We start from the raw sequence: 14834 nt of genomic DNA, 5'->3' as shown, positions 1-14834 counted from the left end.
AGGTCACTTGGCCATGATCAGGCTCATCGCCTCGGCGCGGGTGGCGGAGTCGCGCAACTGCCCCCGCACCGCCGAGGTGATGGTCTTCGCGCCGGGCTTGCGGACCCCGCGCATCGTCATGCACATGTGCTCGCACTCGATGACCACGATCACGCCGCGCGGTTCGAGTATCCGCATGAGCGAGTCCGCGATCTGCGTGGTCAGCCGCTCCTGCACCTGCGGGCGGCGGGCGAAGACGTCGACCAGACGGGCCAGCTTCGACAGGCCGGTGATCTTGCCGTCCGACGAGGGGATGTAGCCGACGTGGGCGACGCCCACGAACGGCACCAGGTGGTGCTCGCAGCTCGACAGCACCTCGATGTCCTTGACCAGGACCATCTCGTCGTGGCCGAGGTCGAAGGTGGTCGTCAGGACGTCCTCGGGCTCCTGGTAGAGCCCGGCGAAGATCTCCCGGTACGCCCGGGCCACCCGCGCGGGGGTCTCCCGAAGACCCTCGCGGTCGGGGTCCTCCCCGACCGCGATCAGCAGCTCACGGACCGCGTTCTCGGCGCGCTTCTCGTCGAACTCTCCGACGGGGCGCAGTGCGCCCTCAAGGGTCACCGGGTCGGTCATGTGTGCCTCGTTCCTCAGACGTACCGAATGCGTCGTACCGCGGGAACCGCGGAAACGCAGCGCCCCCCAGGATAGGAAACCTGGGGGGCGCGGCACGCATTCCGATGTCCGTGACCAAGGCCACGTCCGAGGTGTCAGGCCTCGGGGTTCGGCTCCTCCGGGAGCTCCACCGTCTCGGCGGGCTTGCTCAGGGACGCCGTGGCGCTGCCGTTGGCCGTCGGCTGGGTGCCGTTGGTCAGGGCGAGCTCACGGGGCGAGAGCACCGGCGGGCGGGTCGACGGCGTACGCCGCGAGGAACCCGTCCAGGCCGGACGCGGCGGGCGCTTGACGATCGGCTTGAAGATCTCGGCGAGCTCCTCCTTGTTCAGCGTCTCCTTGTCCAGGAGGGCCAGAACCAGGTTGTCGAGGACGTCGCGGTTCTCGACGAGGATCTCCCACGCCTCGTTGTGCGCGGTCTCGATGAGCTTCTTGACCTCTTCGTCGACCAGCCCGGCGACCTCTTCCGAGTAGTCGCGCTGGTGGGACATCTCACGGCCGAGGAAGGGCTCCCCGTCGCTCGTCCCGAACTTGATCGCGCCCAGCCGCTCGGTCATGCCGTACTGGGTCACCATCGCGCGGGCCGTGGTGGTGGCCTTCTCGATGTCGTCCGCGGCACCGGTGGTCGGGTCGTGGAAGACCAGCTCCTCCGCCGCGCGGCCGCCCATGGTCATGGCGAGCCGGTCGAGCATCTCGTTGCGGGTGGTGGAGTACTTGTCCTCGTCCGGCAGGACCATCGTGTAGCCGAGGGCACGGCCGCGCGACAGGATCGTGATCTTGTGCACCGGGTCGCTGTTCGGAGAAGCCGCGGCGACCAGGGCGTGACCGCCCTCGTGGTACGCGGTGATCTTCTTCTCCTTGTCGGACATGATCCGGGTGCGCTTCTGCGGGCCGGCCACGACACGGTCGATGGCCTCGTCCAGCATCGCGTTGTCGACCAGCTTCTTGTCGCTGCGCGCGGTGAGCAGCGCCGCCTCGTTGAGGACGTTCGCCAGGTCGGCACCGGTGAAGCCGGGGGTGCGGCGGGCGACGGCCTTCAGGTCGACGTCCGGGGCGACCGGCTTGCCCTTCTGGTGGACCTGGAGGATCTCCAGACGGCCCTGCAGGTCGGGGCGGTCGACGGCGATCTGCCGGTCGAACCGGCCCGGGCGCAGCAGCGCCGGGTCCAGGATGTCCGGGCGGTTGGTGGCGGCGATCAGGATGACGCCGCCCTTGACGTCGAAGCCGTCCATCTCGACCAGCAGCTGGTTGAGCGTCTGCTCGCGCTCGTCGTGACCGCCGCCGAGACCCGCACCGCGGTGCCGGCCGACGGCGTCGATCTCGTCGACGAAGACGATGGCCGGGGCGTTCGCCTTGGCCTGCTCGAACAGGTCGCGGACACGCGAGGCGCCGACACCCACGAACATCTCGACGAAGTCGGATCCGGAGATCGAGTAGAACGGGACGCCCGCCTCGCCGGCGACGGCGCGCGCGAGCAGGGTCTTGCCCGTTCCGGGCGGGCCGTAGAGCAGCACACCCTTGGGGATCTTGGCGCCGACGGCCTGGAACTTCGCCGGCTCCTGCAGGAACTCCTTGATCTCCTGGAGCTCCTCGACGGCCTCGTCCGAGCCCGCGACGTCGGCGAAGGTCGTCTTCGGGGTGTCCTTGGTGATCAGCTTGGCCTTGGACTTCCCGAAGTTCATCACCCGGGAGCCGCCGCCCTGCATCTGATTCATCAGGAACAGGAAGACCACGACGATGAGGACGAAGGGCAGCAGCGACAACAGAATGCCGACGAAGGCGTTCTGCTTCGAGGGCGCGACGGTGTAGCCGTCGGGCAGCGTGCTCTTGTCGGTGTCGTCGACCTTGGCCTGCAGGATCTTCGCCACGTCGACGCCCTGGTCGCCGATGTAGCTCGCCTTGATCTTGGAGCCCAGGTCCTTGCCGCCTACCTTGGCGCCGTCCTTGAGCTCGACCTTGATCGTGTTCTCGTCGCCTGTGGTCAGCTCGGCGGACTTGGCCTGGTTGCTGTTGATGGCCTCGATGGCCTGGCCGGTGTCCACCGTCTTGTAGCCACCGGACGAGCCGACGACCTGCATCAAAACGACCACAGCGAGGACAGCCAGCACGATCCACATGACTGGCCCACGGAAATAGCGCTTCACGTCCATCCATGCGGGGCGAACACGCCCCGTCCCTCCTGCCACAGTGAGGCACCGCGGCCTGGGGGCCGCCGGTGCATCCGGTGTATGAACCGACCTTCGGACGGTACCCCAGCATTGTCACCCGAAGTTGCCGGAGACCGTAAACAAACAGCGTTACCACCCTCCAACGCGGAGGAGGGCGTCGGGGTTCCCGGAGCCTCAGCCGCCGTACACGTGCGGCGCAAGGGTGCCGATGAACGGCAGGTTCCGGTACTTCTCCGCGAAGTCCAGGCCGTAGCCGACCACGAACTCGTTGGGGATGTCGAAACCGACGTACTTCACATCGATCTCGACCTTGGCGGCGTCCGGCTTGCGCAGCAGCGTGCAGACCTCGAGCGAGGCCGGGCGGCGCGAGCCCAGGTTGCTGATCAGCCAGGACAGGGTCAGACCGGAGTCGATGATGTCCTCGACGATCAGGACGTCCCGCCCGGCGATGTCGGTGTCCAGGTCCTTGAGGATCCGCACGACACCCGAGGACTTGGTCCCCGCGCCGTACGAGGACACGGCCATCCAGTCCATGGTGACCTGGGAGGACAGCGTTCGCGCGAGGTCCGCCATCACCATGACGGCGCCCTTGAGGACGCCGACGATCAGAAGGTCCTTGCCCTCGTAGTCCTTGTCGATCTGCGCAGCCAGCTCCGCCAGCTTGGCGTCGATCTCTTGCTTGGAGATGAGCACCTTCTCAAGGTCGGTGCCCATGTCGTTCTCGTTCACCCGCACAACTTCCGGCTCGGTCTACAGGGCCTGGAAGAACAGTCTGCCATTCCGCCGGCCGACGGCGACGCCGCCCGGTAGGTTGAGCGGTTTCTGCCCACGCCATCCGGTGAGCAGGCGGTCGGTCTCCTCGATGTGCCGGGCGAAGAGCGAACCGGCGGGCGAGCCCGCCGCGACGGCCGCACGGCGCAGCACCCGGCGGCGCACCGCGGCGGGAAGGGTCAGCAGCCGGGCGACGTCCAGCCCGCCGTCGGCGTCGGCGGCCGTCCGCTCGGCCTGGGCCGCCCACTGGTCGAGGGCGTCGGCGTCGTCCCGGGACAGCTGGGCGGTGCGGGCCAGCGCCTCCACGACGCCCTTGCCCAGGGACTTCTCCAGCACCGGCAGCGCCTCGTGGCGGACCCGGGAGCGGGTGTAGGCGGGGTCGTGGTTGTGCGGGTCCTCCCACACGTCGATGCCCTGCACCAGGCAGGCCTTGCGGACCGTGTCCCGGTCCAGCAGCAGGAAGGGGCGGCGGTAGCGCCCGTTGACGGCGGGCATACCGGACAGCGACCGGATGCCGGAACCGCGGGCCAGACCCAGCAGCACCGTTTCGGCTTGGTCGTCCCGGGTGTGGCCGAGCAGCACGGCGGAGGCGCCGGCGCGTTCCGCGACGGCGTCCAGCGCGGCGTACCGCGCGTCGCGCGCGGCGGCCTCCGGGCCGCCCTGACGGCCGACGGTGACCTCGACGGCGTCCACCGGGGCGAGTCCGAGGCCGCGCAGGCGGTCGGCCACGTCGACGGCGCGGGTCGCCGAGCCTTCCTGCAGGCCGTGGTCGACGGTGACACCGCCGGCCCGGATGCCGAGCTTGGGCGCTTCGAATGCGAGGGCGGTGGCGAGGGCCATCGAATCGGCTCCGCCGCTGCAGGCGGCCAGCACGAGCGGGCTGCCGCCGGGGTGGTCGGTCAGGATGTCCTGGAGTACGCGGCGGACCGCCAGGCGTATCGCCGCGACCGCGGGGTGGGGACCCATGTCCGGTTTCCCTCCTGGAGAGGCTGGGGGAGGCGTCGGGACGGTGAAGATGACGCAGGGTAGCTAGATGGTGACAGAAAGCGTGCGATACTCGAGCATCGCACGCTTACCCTGCGCCCACGGTCCCTCGGACGGGTGAACCGGGAGGCCCCGGGGCCCTTCTGTGCCCCGGGTCGACTCAGGTTTCGCTCCGCCCGTGCACCCGTGCCACCCAGTCCGCGGGTTTGGCGATCTCCTGCTTGGTGGGCAGGGTGTTGGGCGAGGTCCAGATCCGGTTGAAGCCGCCGATCCCGGCCTCGTCCACCACCGCCCGCACGAACCGCTCGCCGTCACGGTACTGCCGCAGCTTGGCGTCCAGGCCCAGCAGTTTGCGCAGCGCCATGTCCATCCGCCCGGCTCCGCTCTGCCTGCGGCGCTGGAACTTCTCGCGGATCTCGGCCACCGACGGCACGACGTCCGGCCCCACGCCGTCCATCACGTAGTCGGCGTGCCCTTCCAGCAGCGACATGACCGCGGTCAGCCGGCCCAGGATCTCCCGCTGGTTCGGGGTCTGCACCAGGTCGATCAGGCTGCGGCCCTCGTCGCCGTCCGCGTCGACCGAGGCCTCCTCCGCGTCGGGCCGGCTGCCGGAAGAGAACGCCTGGAACGCCTCACGGAGCCGCTCAAGCAGCGTCGACGGGTCGATCTCCGTCTCGCCGAGGAAGGCCTGGATCTCCTGCTCGATGTGGTCCCGCAGCCACGGCACGGCCGTGAACTGCGTCCGGTGGGTCTCCTCGTGCAGGCACACCCACAGCCGGAAGTCGTGCGGGTCCACGTCGAGTTCGCGCTCCACGTGGACGATGTTGGGGGCCACCAGCAGGAGCCGCCCGGTACGCGGCTCGCCCGGGCCGGGCGCGGCGGGGCCGGCCGGCATGTCACGGGTCGCGGGGGCGAAGGTCTCGTACTGGCCGAGCACGCGCGAGGCCAGGAAGCTCAGCAGCATCCCGACCTCGACCCCGGTCACCTTCCCGCCCACGGTGCCCAGCACGGCACCGCCGGGGCCGCCCGGCTTGCGGGCCTGCATCTTGTCCAGCAGCGGCTTCAGCACTTCGCGGAAGCCGGCGACGTTCGCCTTGATCCACCCCGGGCGGTCCACGATCAGCACCGGGGTCCCGGTGTCGGCCGGGTCCTCCTGGTCGCCGAACATCCTGGTGAAGGCCCGGACGTGCGCCTCCGACTCCTTTGCGTGCCGCCGCAGTTCCGCCACGACCGCGCGCGCCTCGTCCCGGTTGACCTCCGGGCCGGGCCGCACGAAGCGGGTCGCGGTCGCGACCGCGAGATTCCAGTCGACCATCTCCGCACCACCGATGCTCGTCATCCCTTCACGGTACGTGCTTGTCCCCCTCGCCGGGAGCGTTCCTCGCCGGGGCGCGGGCGGGTCGGGGCGGGTGGGGTGGGATGGGGTGGGGTGGGGTGGGGGTTGTGGCGGTGACGGTGGTTCGGCCGTCCCTACGTGCGGCAGCCGCACGTGGTGAGTCCGGCGGCGAGGCGGTCGAGGGCGGACTGTGCGGCCACGGGATTGGTGGTGCCGTTGGTCAGGAAGGCGAACGTGAGCAGCCGGCCGTCCGCGTCCACCACCGTCCCGGCGAGCGCGTTGACCCCGGTGAGCGTCCCCGTCTTCGCGCGGACCAGCCCCGCGCCCCCGCGCGACGAGGTGAAGCGTTCCCGCAGGGACCCGCTGAAGCCGGCGACCGGCAGCCCGGTCAGGACGGGGCGCAGTTCCGGGTGGTCGGGGTCGGCCGCCAGCGCCAGCAGCCGCGCCAGTTGCTCCGCCGTGAGGTGGTCGGTGCGGTCGAGCCCGCTGCCGTCCGCGAAGCGGGCCCCCTTCAGCGGGAGACCGAGCTCGCGGAGCGCGGAGCCGATGGCCTTGGCGCCGCCGGAGAAGGACCCCGGGCGGTCCGCGGCCAGCGCGGTGTGCCGGGCGAGCGCCTCGGCGATGTCGTTGTCGCTGTTGGTGAGCATGCGCTCGACCAGGTCGGCCAGGGGCGCGGACCGCACCTCCGCCAGCCGGTCGGCCGCCTGCGCGTGCGAGGGCGCCTTGCCGGCCTTCACCGCGCCCTCCACCTTGACGCCGCCCTTGCGCAGCAGGTCCGCGAAGGCCTCCGCGGCCTTGGCCGCGGGGTCGGCGTGGCGGGCCGCGGGGCCCTTGACGCTCTTGCCGTCGCTGCGGGCCTCGTCGGCCATCAGGGCGGTGACGGGCGCGATGTTGTCGTTGTGCCCGATGGGGTGGACGGCCGGGCCGGTGAAGAGCGAGGTGTCGTACGTGAGCCTCACCGAGCGGACGCCCTTGGCCCGCAGTGCGCGGACGGTGTCCGAGGCGAGGGTGCGCAGGGAGGCGGCCGTCCAGCCGCCGCCGGGCTTCGCGCGGGCGGTCAGGGTGGGGTCGCCGCCGCCGACCAGGACGACGCGGTCCTTGCCCGCGGCGACCACGGAAGTGGTGAGGCGGTGGTCGGCCCCGAGCAGCGACAGGGACGCGACGGCCGTGGCGACCTTCGTGGTGGACGCGGGCACGGCGGGTGTGCCGGGGCGTTGCCCCCACACCGTCCGGCCCGAGACGGCGTCGACGACGGCGCCCGTCGTCAGCGAGCCGAGCGCCCCGTCGTACAGCAACGGGCCGAGCCGCCCTGCCAGTCCTGCCTTGGTCGGCACCGGCGCGTTGTGCGGACCGGTCACGGCGGCGAGCACCTCGGGGGCGGCGGGCGGCACCGGGGCGAGCGCCCCCTTGTGACCGCCTGTCGCCCCCTTCTTGTGGGGTCGCGCCTGCTTCCCCTGACCGTCCCGGGAGGCGGCGATCGCCCGTTCGGCCGTACGCTGGCCTGACTCCCACGGTCCCGCTGCGGCCACGGCCGTCAGCGCCACGGCAAATCCTGCGGCAGCCGAACCTGCCACCACCTGCCAGTTCTTCGGAACGGGCACCCCGGACCAGCCCCTTTCGCGACCACACACAAGCGTGGGAGACACTTAATCACCAGAAGTATGTGCTGATCATGGAGGACAGGCTGTGCTCGAGTTCGACGTAACGATCGAGATCCCGAAGGGTTCCCGCAACAAGTACGAGGTGGACCACGAGACCGGTCGTATCCGCCTGGACCGGCACCTGTTCACCTCGACGGTCTACCCGGCCGACTACGGCTTCGTGGAGAACACCCTGGGCGAGGACGGCGACCCGCTGGACGCCCTGGTGCTGCTCGACGAGCCGACCTTCCCCGGCGTCATCGTGCGCTGCCGCGCGATCGGCATGTTCCGCATGACGGACGAGGCCGGCGGCGACGACAAGCTGCTGTGCGTGCCCGCCTCGGACCCCCGGGTCGAGCACCTGCGTGACATTCACCACGTCTCCGAGTTCGACCGCCTGGAGATCCAGCACTTCTTCGAGGTCTACAAGGACCTGGAGCCCGGCAAGTCCGTCGAGGGCGCCAACTGGGTGGGCCGCGGCGAGGCCGAGGCCGAGATCGAGGCGTCCTACAAGCGCCTGAAGGAGCACGGCGGTCACTGACCCGCCGGCTCCCGCCGCGACGAGGGCGGCGCGCTCCCTGCCGGGGCGTGCCGCCCTCGCGCGTGCCGGGCGGCCTCACCCGCAGGCGTCGAGGAGTTCGGCCAGCGCGCCGTGCAGGGCGGCGGCGAGCGTGTCGGCGTCCGGCAGCGACTCCGCGTCGGCGAGCAGCCCGATGTGCACCCGGCGACGGTACGTGGAGCAGGCGACGGCGAGGGACTGGCCGCGGGCGAGCGGGGCGATCGGGTAGAGCTCCGTCATGCGGCAGCCGTCCAGGGTGAGCGGCACGTCCAGCATCGGCACGTTGGTCACCAGTACGTCGAAGAGCAGCCGCGCAGAGGCGGCGAGCAGCGGGGCGGCGAAGCGGTGGGCGAGCGGCGGCACGCTGTCGGCCAGCAGGGCGACGGCACCCGGGCCGGTGTCGGGCCCGGCGTCCTTGTTGCGGTCCATGCCCGCGCGCACGTCGCGCAGCCGGGCGAGCGGATCGGGCTCGCCGACCGGCAGCCGCAGCAGGTAGCCGGAGATGCGGTTGCCCCGGCCGCCGCGCACGCCCCTGCGGCGGCGGCGCGCCACCGGGATCAGGGCGCGCGGCCCCGGGCCCGCCGGGTCGTCGCCGCGCGCCTCCATCCACCGCCGCAGCGCGCCGGCCACGACGGCCATGACGACGTCGTTGACGGTGCCGCCGCTGGTCTTGCGGACCCGGTGCAGGTCGTCGACGTCGAGGGAGGCCGTGGCGAAGCGCCGCTCGGCGCCGCCGGGCGTCCAGGCCGCGCCGAGCGCGGCGGGCCCGCCGGGGTCGAGGGAGGCGCGCAGCACGGCCGAGCCGATGCCCAGAGCGCGTCCGGCCTCACGCACCCGGTCCGGCAGGGAGGCCACGACCTGCCGGGGATCGGGCAGCGGCAGCGCGGGCAGGTGGAGGCCGGAAGCCCGGACCTGGGCCGGTACGGCCGCCTCGGTGCCCTTCCGCGGCGCCGCGTTGGCGGAAGCCGGGGCAGAGGGGGCGGGCGTGCGGGCCCCCTGGTCGAGGAGCGCGGCGCCGAACTCCACGGCGCGCAGCCCGTCGGCGAGGGCGTGGTGCAGCTTGACCAGGATGCGGAAGGGCGCGTCGGGGGCGCCCTCGATGACGTAGACCTCCCACGGCGGCCGGTGGCGGTCCATGGGGCGGGCCATCAGCTCGGCGACGGCGGCCCAGGCGTCCGTCCGCCGTACGGCGTGGACGTGGTGCCGCGCGTCGAAGTGCTCGTCGGCCGCCCAGGCGGCGCCGCCGACGCCGTACCAGACGTCCTTCACGCGCTGCCGCATCCGCGGAACGGCCTCGGCACGGGCGGTGAGCAGCGCGGCGAGTCCGTCGGCGTCGACCGGGCGTTCCGGGTCGCGGTCGAAGACGGCCACGGCACCCAGGTGCATGGGGTGGCCCGGGGAGTCCAGGTTCCAGAACGCGAGGTCCAGCGGGCTCAGGTGCTCGTCAGCCAAGGCTTCATGCCTCCGAAAGATCGCGGTTTGCCCCGGAACGGACTCCAGATGGTGAAGTGAAACCCCTAAAACCGATTACAGTCAACTACGACCACGATACGGACAGTTAACATCAGGTTGCCTGTGCCATGGCCGGGTGGCGAGGCGGCGGGGTCCGGAAGGCTCAGAAACCGCGGGTGCGCTTGGCCGCCGCACGGCGTCGTGCCTGGCCGGCGCCACCGGGCAGCTTGATGAACAGCCGCGCGATCTCGCCTCCCAGGTTCACCCCGATGGCCACGGCGAGCGCCAGCGCCGCAGCCTTCGTCAGCGAGGCGAATCCCTGGTCCAGGTGACCGCGGGTCAGCCCGAGGAGCCCGAAGTACGTGGCGGAACCCGGCAGCAGCGGGCCGATCGCGGCCGTGACGTACGGCAGCGCCGAGGCGTGGCGGTAACGGGAGAGCACCTGGCCGAAGAGGCCCACCAGGCCCGCGGCGACGGCGGTGGCCGCGACCGGCGACATGCCGACGCCGATCGTCTCCTGGTGCAGCGCCGCGTAGACCGTCCAGGCGACTCCGCCGTTGAGGGCGGCGACCACCAGCACGCCCCGCTCGCACTGCAGCAGCACGGCGAAGGCGAGACTCAGCACCATCGCGGCGACCAACTGCACCGGCGGGTTCTCGTAGGCCCGGAAGGCCTGGTCGGGGTCGAGTTCCGCGCCCAGGCTGACCCCGGCGTAGAGGATCAGCGTCACGCCGACGACGATGCCGGTGAAGAGGTACATCACCTCCAGCAGGCGGGCGGAGGCGGTGATGTAGAAGCCGGTCAGGCCGTCCTGGACGGCCGCGACCAGAGCCCTTCCCGGGATCAGCGCGAAGAGCCCACCGGTGATGACCGCGGAGGCCTGCAGGCTGCTCGTACCGGGCAGGTGCTGGCCGAACCGGGCGACCAGCACCCCCATGACGGCGGCGGGCATCGCCGCGGCGACGAACTGGTAGAACTCCGGCAGCCCGCGGCCGGCGCACAGCCAGGCCAGCCGGTCGCCCAGCATCGCGCCGAGCGCGGCGATCGCGAACACCAGCGGACCGCCGCCGCCGACGAGCATGCTCGCCGCGCCCGCGAGGAGCCCGGCCGCCGCGGTCAGCAGCCAGCCCGGGTAGGGGTGCCGGTTGCGGCGGATCCCGGCTAGCCGCCGGTAGGCGTCCTCCAGGCTGAGATCGGCGGCGGTGATGTCGTTGATCAGCCGGAAGACGGCCGCGAGACGGGTGTAGTCGGTGGCCCGGCGGCGCACCGTGCGGTTGGCGGTGACCGGCGCGTCCACCAGCGAGGGCTGGTACGAGATGCCCAGCAGGGTGAACGTCACGGTCGGCTCGACCCGCCCGAGCCCGTAGGCGTGGGCGACGCCGAGCATCGCGGCCTCGACGTCCTCCGCGCCCTCGCCGCCGGCGAGCAGCAGCTCACCGATGCGCAGCGTCAGGTCGAGCACGCGCGGGACCGGTGGGCCGCCCTCCGCCTCGGGCTGCCGGGCGGGCTGCTCGGGGGCGGGGCGCTCGCCGACGGGCATGCGCAGCATCGTGCGCATCCGGTCGGGCCACGGGGTCTCCTTGGAGAGGCTGACGACCGGGATGCCCTCGGGGGGCGTGAAGGCCGGGTGGGACAGCTGCGAGGAGGTCCGCGTCCCGGGGCGGGCGAAGGCGGAGCCCTGCGTTTCGGGCCTCGGCAGCTCCACACCCAGGGGCGGTGTGAACTCCGAGCCGCCCGCATGCTGCTCGGTCTCCTTGGGATGCGCCACGGGATCCTCCTTTCGGCGCGTGATCGCCCGGCGGGCGCCGGGTGTGCCGAGGGGGGAGGGTGCGGGCACCCTCCCCCCTCGGCTCTGGCACAGCGGGACGACTGCCCACTCTCTCCGTCGGCTAACGGCGGTTGGCGCGGTGCCGCCCGCCGGTGCCGCGCTGGAGCGGCGGCTGGCCGGCCTCGTCGTCGGCCTCGAACTCGGGTGCCCCGGGCAGCGGCACGGCCTTCCGGGAGGCCGCGCGGGCGCGCAGGAACTCGATGGCGATCGGGACGACCGAGAGCAGCACGATCGCGATGAGGATCAGCTCGATGTGCTCGTGGACGAACGCGATCTGGCCCAGCCAGTAGCCGAGCAGGGTCACGCCGACGCCCCACAGCAGGCCGCCGATGACGTTGTACGTCACGAACACGCGGTAGTTCATGCGGCTGACGCCGGCGATGACCGGGGTGAACGTCCGCACGATCGGCACGAAGCGGGCGAGCACGATCGACTTGGCGCCGTGCCGCTCGAAGAACTCGTGGGCCTTCTCGACGTTCTCCTGCTTGAAGAGCCTGGAGTCCGGGCGCCGGAAGAGCGAGGGCCCGACCTTGCGGCCGAAGAGGTAGCCCACCTGGTCGCCGGCGACGGCCGCGATCCAGACCAGCACGCAGACCAGCCAGATCGGATAGTCGAGCTTGCCGCCCGCGACCAGCAGGCCGCCGGTGAAGAGGAGGGAGTCACCCGGCAGGAAGAAGCCGATGAGCAGACCCGACTCGGCGAAGACGATCGCCAGCAGGCCGATCAGGCCCGCTGACGAGATGAGGTAATCGGGGTCGAGCCATTGCGGGCCCAGGGCGATAGTCGTCACGCGCCAAAAGTATCAACGCGGTCGCGACCGAACCGTTCCCAGCCCGGAAACGCTCGGCTACGGTCCTCCCAAGCGTTTTACCGTGCAACACCGCAAGTCGCCCGTCACTCCTGAATCATCATGATCCGGCGGAACCCACATGACTCGCGCCATCTCCCTGCACGACGTCTCGAAGACCTACGGCCGCGGCGTGCGCGCCGTGGAGCGTTTCTCCCTGGACATCGCCCCCGGCGAGTTCCTGGTGCTGCTCGGCCCGTCGGGCTGCGGCAAGTCCACGGTGCTGCGCATGATCGCGGGGCTGGAGGACATCACCTCCGGTGAGCTGCTCCTGGACGGCGAGCCCGCGAACGACCTGGCACCGGGCGACCGCAGGATGGCCATGGTCTTCCAGAACTTCGCCCTCTACCCGAGCATGACCAGCCGGGAGAACATCGGTTTCCCGCTGCGCTTCGAGATGCCCGGGCAGGACACCGGGCCCCGGGTCGCCGAGACCGCGCGGACGCTCGGCATCGAGGACATCCTCGACCGCTACCCGGCTCAGCTGTCCGGCGGCGAGCGGCAGCGGGTCGCGATGGGCCGGGCCATCTCGCGGCACCCGTCCGTCTTCCTGATGGACGAGCCGCTGTCCAACCTCGACGCCAAGCTCCGCTCGCACCTGCGCGCCGAGATCGCCCGCCTCACCCGCGGCATGGGCGTGACGACCGTGTACGTCACCCACGACCAGGCCGAGGCGATGTCGCTGGGCGACCGTGTGGCGATCATGCGCAACGGCGTGCTGCAGCAGGTGAGCGCCCCTCGGGAGGCGTACCACCTGCCGCAGAACGTCTTCGTCGCCGCCTTCATCGGCACCCCCCGGATCAACCTCATGGAGGCGACCGTGGTGGCCCAGCTGGACGGCGGGATGTGGATCGACCTGGGACGGCAGCGGCTCGTCCTCCCCCGGCCGCTGAGCCGGGACCACCAGATGCTGCGCATCCAGCAGGGCCGGCCGGTCATCGTCGGCCTGCGCTCGGAGGCCGTGCGCATCGACCGGCCGAGCAGCGCCCGGCCCGGAGAGGTGGTGCTCAGCGGTGTCGTGGAGCACGTGGAGTACCAGGGCCACGAGTCACTGGTGCACCTGGACACCGGCGCCCGTCCGGCCGTCGTGCCCGAGCTGGAGTCCGCCCGTCCGGGCACCGGGCGGCAGCGCTCCCGGGCGGCCTCGCGGCAGGGCGGAACCGCCGGCCTGGGCCGGCTGGTGCAGAAGGCCGCCGCGCGGGTGTCCGGCCAGGGCAAGACGGCCGTACTGGACCGGCCGCCGCGGCCGGAGACCGAGCGGCCCGTCGGCGGGAGCGGTGACCTGGTCGTCCGCACCGGGCCCGATCTGCGGCTCCGCGCGGGACAGCACGTGCCGCTGCTGGTCGACCTCGCCCACCTGTACGTCTTCGACCACACGGGCCGCCGGATCTGCCCCGCCCCGGAGCAGGCACCGCACCTGGAGTACTGACACCGCGCGGGACCGCGGCCGGGGGACGACGATGCCCGTATGGGTATCGACGAGTACGGCGGCGGACAGTCGCCCCAGTCCGCCGTCCTGGTGGTCACGACGAACGACGTGCCGGGCTACCGGGTGGAACGGGTGATCGGCGAGGTCTTCGGCCTCACCGTGCGCTCCCGCCATCTGGGCAGCCAGATCGGCGCGGGTCTGAAGTCCCTGGTCGGCGGCGAGCTGAAGGGGCTCACCAAGACCCTGGCCCAGACCCGCACCCAGGCGATGGAGCGGCTGGTGGAGCAGGCGCAGTCGCGCGGCGCCAACGCGGTGCTGATGATGCGCTTCGACGTCAGCGAGGCCGCGGAGGCCGGGACCGAGGTGTGCGCCTACGGCACCGCGGCGGTGATCACGCCCCGGCACGCCTAGCGTTGGCCATGATCGCGTCGTGGACGTACCGGGCGGTGCCCGGCGCGATCGACTCGTAGAAGGCGTGGAAGCGCGGGTCGGCCAGGTACATCCCGGCGAGCCCGGTGTGGATCTCGTACGTGCAGTCGTAGTAGTGGTCCACGATGAACCGCCGGTGCTCCTCGGCCATGTCCATCGCGGCCTCGCCGTCCGCCGGGGCGCCGGACTCGCGGAGCGCGACCAGCCGGGCGCCCCAGTCCTCCTGCTCGGCCTTGATCCGCAGCCAGTCCTCCTTGGTGTAGGAGGCGGCCCGGCGCTGGGACTGCTCGTACGCGTCGGTGTTGCCCCAGCGCTCCCGGGTCTCCTCGGCGTGCCGGTCGGGGTCGTAGTCCCCGAAGACCTCGAACTTCTCCTCGGGCGTGAGGTTGATGCCCATCGTGCGTGCCTCCATGGCTCGTTGGACGGCGTCGGCCATCTCCGTCAGCTTCCCGATGCGGGCCGTCAGCAGTTCGTGCTGGCGCCGCAGGTGCTCCCGCGGGTCCGCGTCCGGGTCGTCGAGGAGGGCCGCGACCTGTTCCAGGGGGAAGCCGAGCTCCCGGTAGAAGAGGATCTGCTGCAGCCGGTCGAGGTCGGCGTCGCTGTAGCGCCGGTGGCCCGCGTGGCTGCGGGCGCTCGGCGAGAGCAGTCCGATCTCGTCGTAGTGGTGCAGCGTGCGGACGGTCACGCCGGCGAAAGCCGCCACCTGCCCGACCGGGTAGCCCGCGCTCGTGTTCATGACCACA

General features: G+C 71.8%; 13 protein-coding genes. 3 read left to right on the top strand and 10 right to left on the bottom strand.

Features of this window, described 5'->3' with window-relative positions; translation table 11 throughout:
- Positions 1 to 3: 3 nt before the first annotated feature.
- The 6 genes from folE to dacB all read right to left on the bottom strand — a co-directional run bounded on the left by folE (position 4) and on the right by dacB (position 7451).
- Positions 4 to 612: a GTP cyclohydrolase I FolE gene (gene folE / locus B085_RS0110430; RefSeq protein WP_018558513.1), complete on the bottom strand. Its 609-nt coding sequence runs from the start codon at positions 610 to 612 to the stop codon at positions 4 to 6.
- 134 nt (positions 613 to 746) lie between these two features.
- Positions 747 to 2798: an ATP-dependent zinc metalloprotease FtsH gene (gene ftsH, locus B085_RS0110425; protein ID WP_026250884.1), complete on the bottom strand. Its 2052-nt coding sequence runs from the start codon at positions 2796 to 2798 to the stop codon at positions 747 to 749.
- A gap of 192 nt (positions 2799 to 2990) precedes the next feature.
- A complete protein-coding gene (gene hpt, locus B085_RS0110420; RefSeq protein ID WP_037731546.1) occupies positions 2991 to 3530 on the bottom strand; it encodes a hypoxanthine phosphoribosyltransferase in 540 nt (179 codons plus the stop codon).
- A 36-nt stretch (positions 3531 to 3566) separates the two neighbouring features.
- Complete coding sequence (tilS, locus tag B085_RS0110415) at positions 3567 to 4553, bottom strand: tRNA lysidine(34) synthetase TilS (RefSeq protein ID WP_018558510.1); 987 nt, start codon at positions 4551 to 4553, stop codon at positions 3567 to 3569.
- 178 nt (positions 4554 to 4731) lie between these two features.
- Entirely contained in the window at positions 4732 to 5910 is a 1179-nt protein-coding gene (locus B085_RS0110410) for a zinc-dependent metalloprotease (protein WP_018558509.1), read from the bottom strand.
- 131 nt (positions 5911 to 6041) lie between these two features.
- Positions 6042 to 7451 carry a D-alanyl-D-alanine carboxypeptidase/D-alanyl-D-alanine-endopeptidase gene (dacB, locus tag B085_RS0110405; RefSeq protein ID WP_018558508.1) on the bottom strand — a complete coding sequence of 470 codons (1410 nt, stop codon included), beginning with the start codon at positions 7449 to 7451 and terminating at the stop codon, positions 6042 to 6044.
- 142 nt (positions 7452 to 7593) lie between these two features.
- On the opposite strand from dacB, the gene B085_RS0110400 reads away from it, so the two are divergent.
- Entirely contained in the window at positions 7594 to 8088 is a 495-nt protein-coding gene (locus tag B085_RS0110400; RefSeq protein ID WP_018558507.1) for an inorganic diphosphatase, read from the top strand.
- Between the two features lie 75 nt (positions 8089 to 8163).
- Here the strand turns inward: B085_RS0110400 and B085_RS0110395 are convergent, their stop codons facing one another.
- From B085_RS0110395 to B085_RS0110385, 3 genes are all read right to left on the bottom strand, one after another.
- Positions 8164 to 9558 carry a wax ester/triacylglycerol synthase family O-acyltransferase gene (locus tag B085_RS0110395; protein ID WP_018558506.1) on the bottom strand — a complete coding sequence of 465 codons (1395 nt, stop codon included), beginning with the start codon at positions 9556 to 9558 and terminating at the stop codon, positions 8164 to 8166.
- Between the two features lie 163 nt (positions 9559 to 9721).
- Positions 9722 to 11326 carry a threonine/serine exporter family protein gene (locus tag B085_RS0110390; protein WP_018558505.1) on the bottom strand — a complete coding sequence of 535 codons (1605 nt, stop codon included), beginning with the start codon at positions 11324 to 11326 and terminating at the stop codon, positions 9722 to 9724.
- A 121-nt stretch (positions 11327 to 11447) separates the two neighbouring features.
- On the bottom strand, positions 11448 to 12176 hold the full coding sequence (locus B085_RS0110385) for a DedA family protein (protein ID WP_018558504.1): 729 nt from the start codon (positions 12174 to 12176) through the stop codon (positions 11448 to 11450).
- 139 nt (positions 12177 to 12315) lie between these two features.
- Here B085_RS0110385 and B085_RS0110380 point away from each other — a divergent pair, with 139 nt between their 5' ends.
- Together B085_RS0110380 and B085_RS0110375 are read left to right on the top strand one after the other, a co-directional pair.
- Positions 12316 to 13662 (top strand): ABC transporter ATP-binding protein, encoded by a 1347-nt coding sequence (locus B085_RS0110380; protein WP_018558503.1) that lies wholly within the window; start codon positions 12316 to 12318, stop codon positions 13660 to 13662.
- A 39-nt stretch (positions 13663 to 13701) separates the two neighbouring features.
- On the top strand, positions 13702 to 14073 hold the full coding sequence (locus B085_RS0110375; RefSeq protein ID WP_018558502.1) for a YbjQ family protein: 372 nt from the start codon (positions 13702 to 13704) through the stop codon (positions 14071 to 14073).
- Here the strand turns inward: B085_RS0110375 and B085_RS0110370 are convergent.
- Positions 14054 to 14827, bottom strand: coding sequence for a MerR family transcriptional regulator (locus B085_RS0110370; RefSeq protein ID WP_018558501.1), 774 nt, complete (start codon positions 14825 to 14827; stop codon positions 14054 to 14056). The two genes, B085_RS0110375 and B085_RS0110370, sit on opposite strands and share 20 nt — an antisense overlap.
- Positions 14828 to 14834 lie beyond the last annotated feature (7 nt).

Source organism: Streptomyces sp. BoleA5 (assembly GCF_000373665.1).
In the GTDB taxonomy this organism is placed as follows: Bacteria; Actinomycetota; Actinomycetes; order Streptomycetales; family Streptomycetaceae; genus Actinacidiphila.
The sequence above is the reverse complement of the archived record's forward strand: the minus strand, read 5'-3'. Positions and strand labels throughout refer to the sequence as shown.

Bases quoted from the DNA above. Each gene is read 5' to 3' on its own strand.
- folE (WP_018558513.1), bottom strand. From the start codon at position 612: ATGACCGACCCGGTGACCCTTGAGGGCGCACTGCGCCCCGTCGGAGAG.
- ftsH (WP_026250884.1), bottom strand. From the start codon at position 2,798: ATGGACGTGAAGCGCTATTTCCGTGGGCCAGTCATGTGGATCGTGCTG.
- hpt (WP_037731546.1), bottom strand. From the start codon at position 3,530: ATGGGCACCGACCTTGAGAAGGTGCTCATCTCCAAGCAAGAGATCGAC.
- tilS (WP_018558510.1), bottom strand. From the start codon at position 4,553: ATGGGTCCCCACCCCGCGGTCGCGGCGATACGCCTGGCGGTCCGCCGC.
- B085_RS0110410 (WP_018558509.1), bottom strand. From the start codon at position 5,910: ATGACGAGCATCGGTGGTGCGGAGATGGTCGACTGGAATCTCGCGGTC.
- B085_RS0110380 (WP_018558503.1), top strand. From the start codon at position 12,316: ATGACTCGCGCCATCTCCCTGCACGACGTCTCGAAGACCTACGGCCGC.
- B085_RS0110375 (WP_018558502.1), top strand. From the start codon at position 13,702: ATGGGTATCGACGAGTACGGCGGCGGACAGTCGCCCCAGTCCGCCGTC.
- B085_RS0110370 (WP_018558501.1), bottom strand. From the start codon at position 14,827: ATGAACACGAGCGCGGGCTACCCGGTCGGGCAGGTGGCGGCTTTCGCC.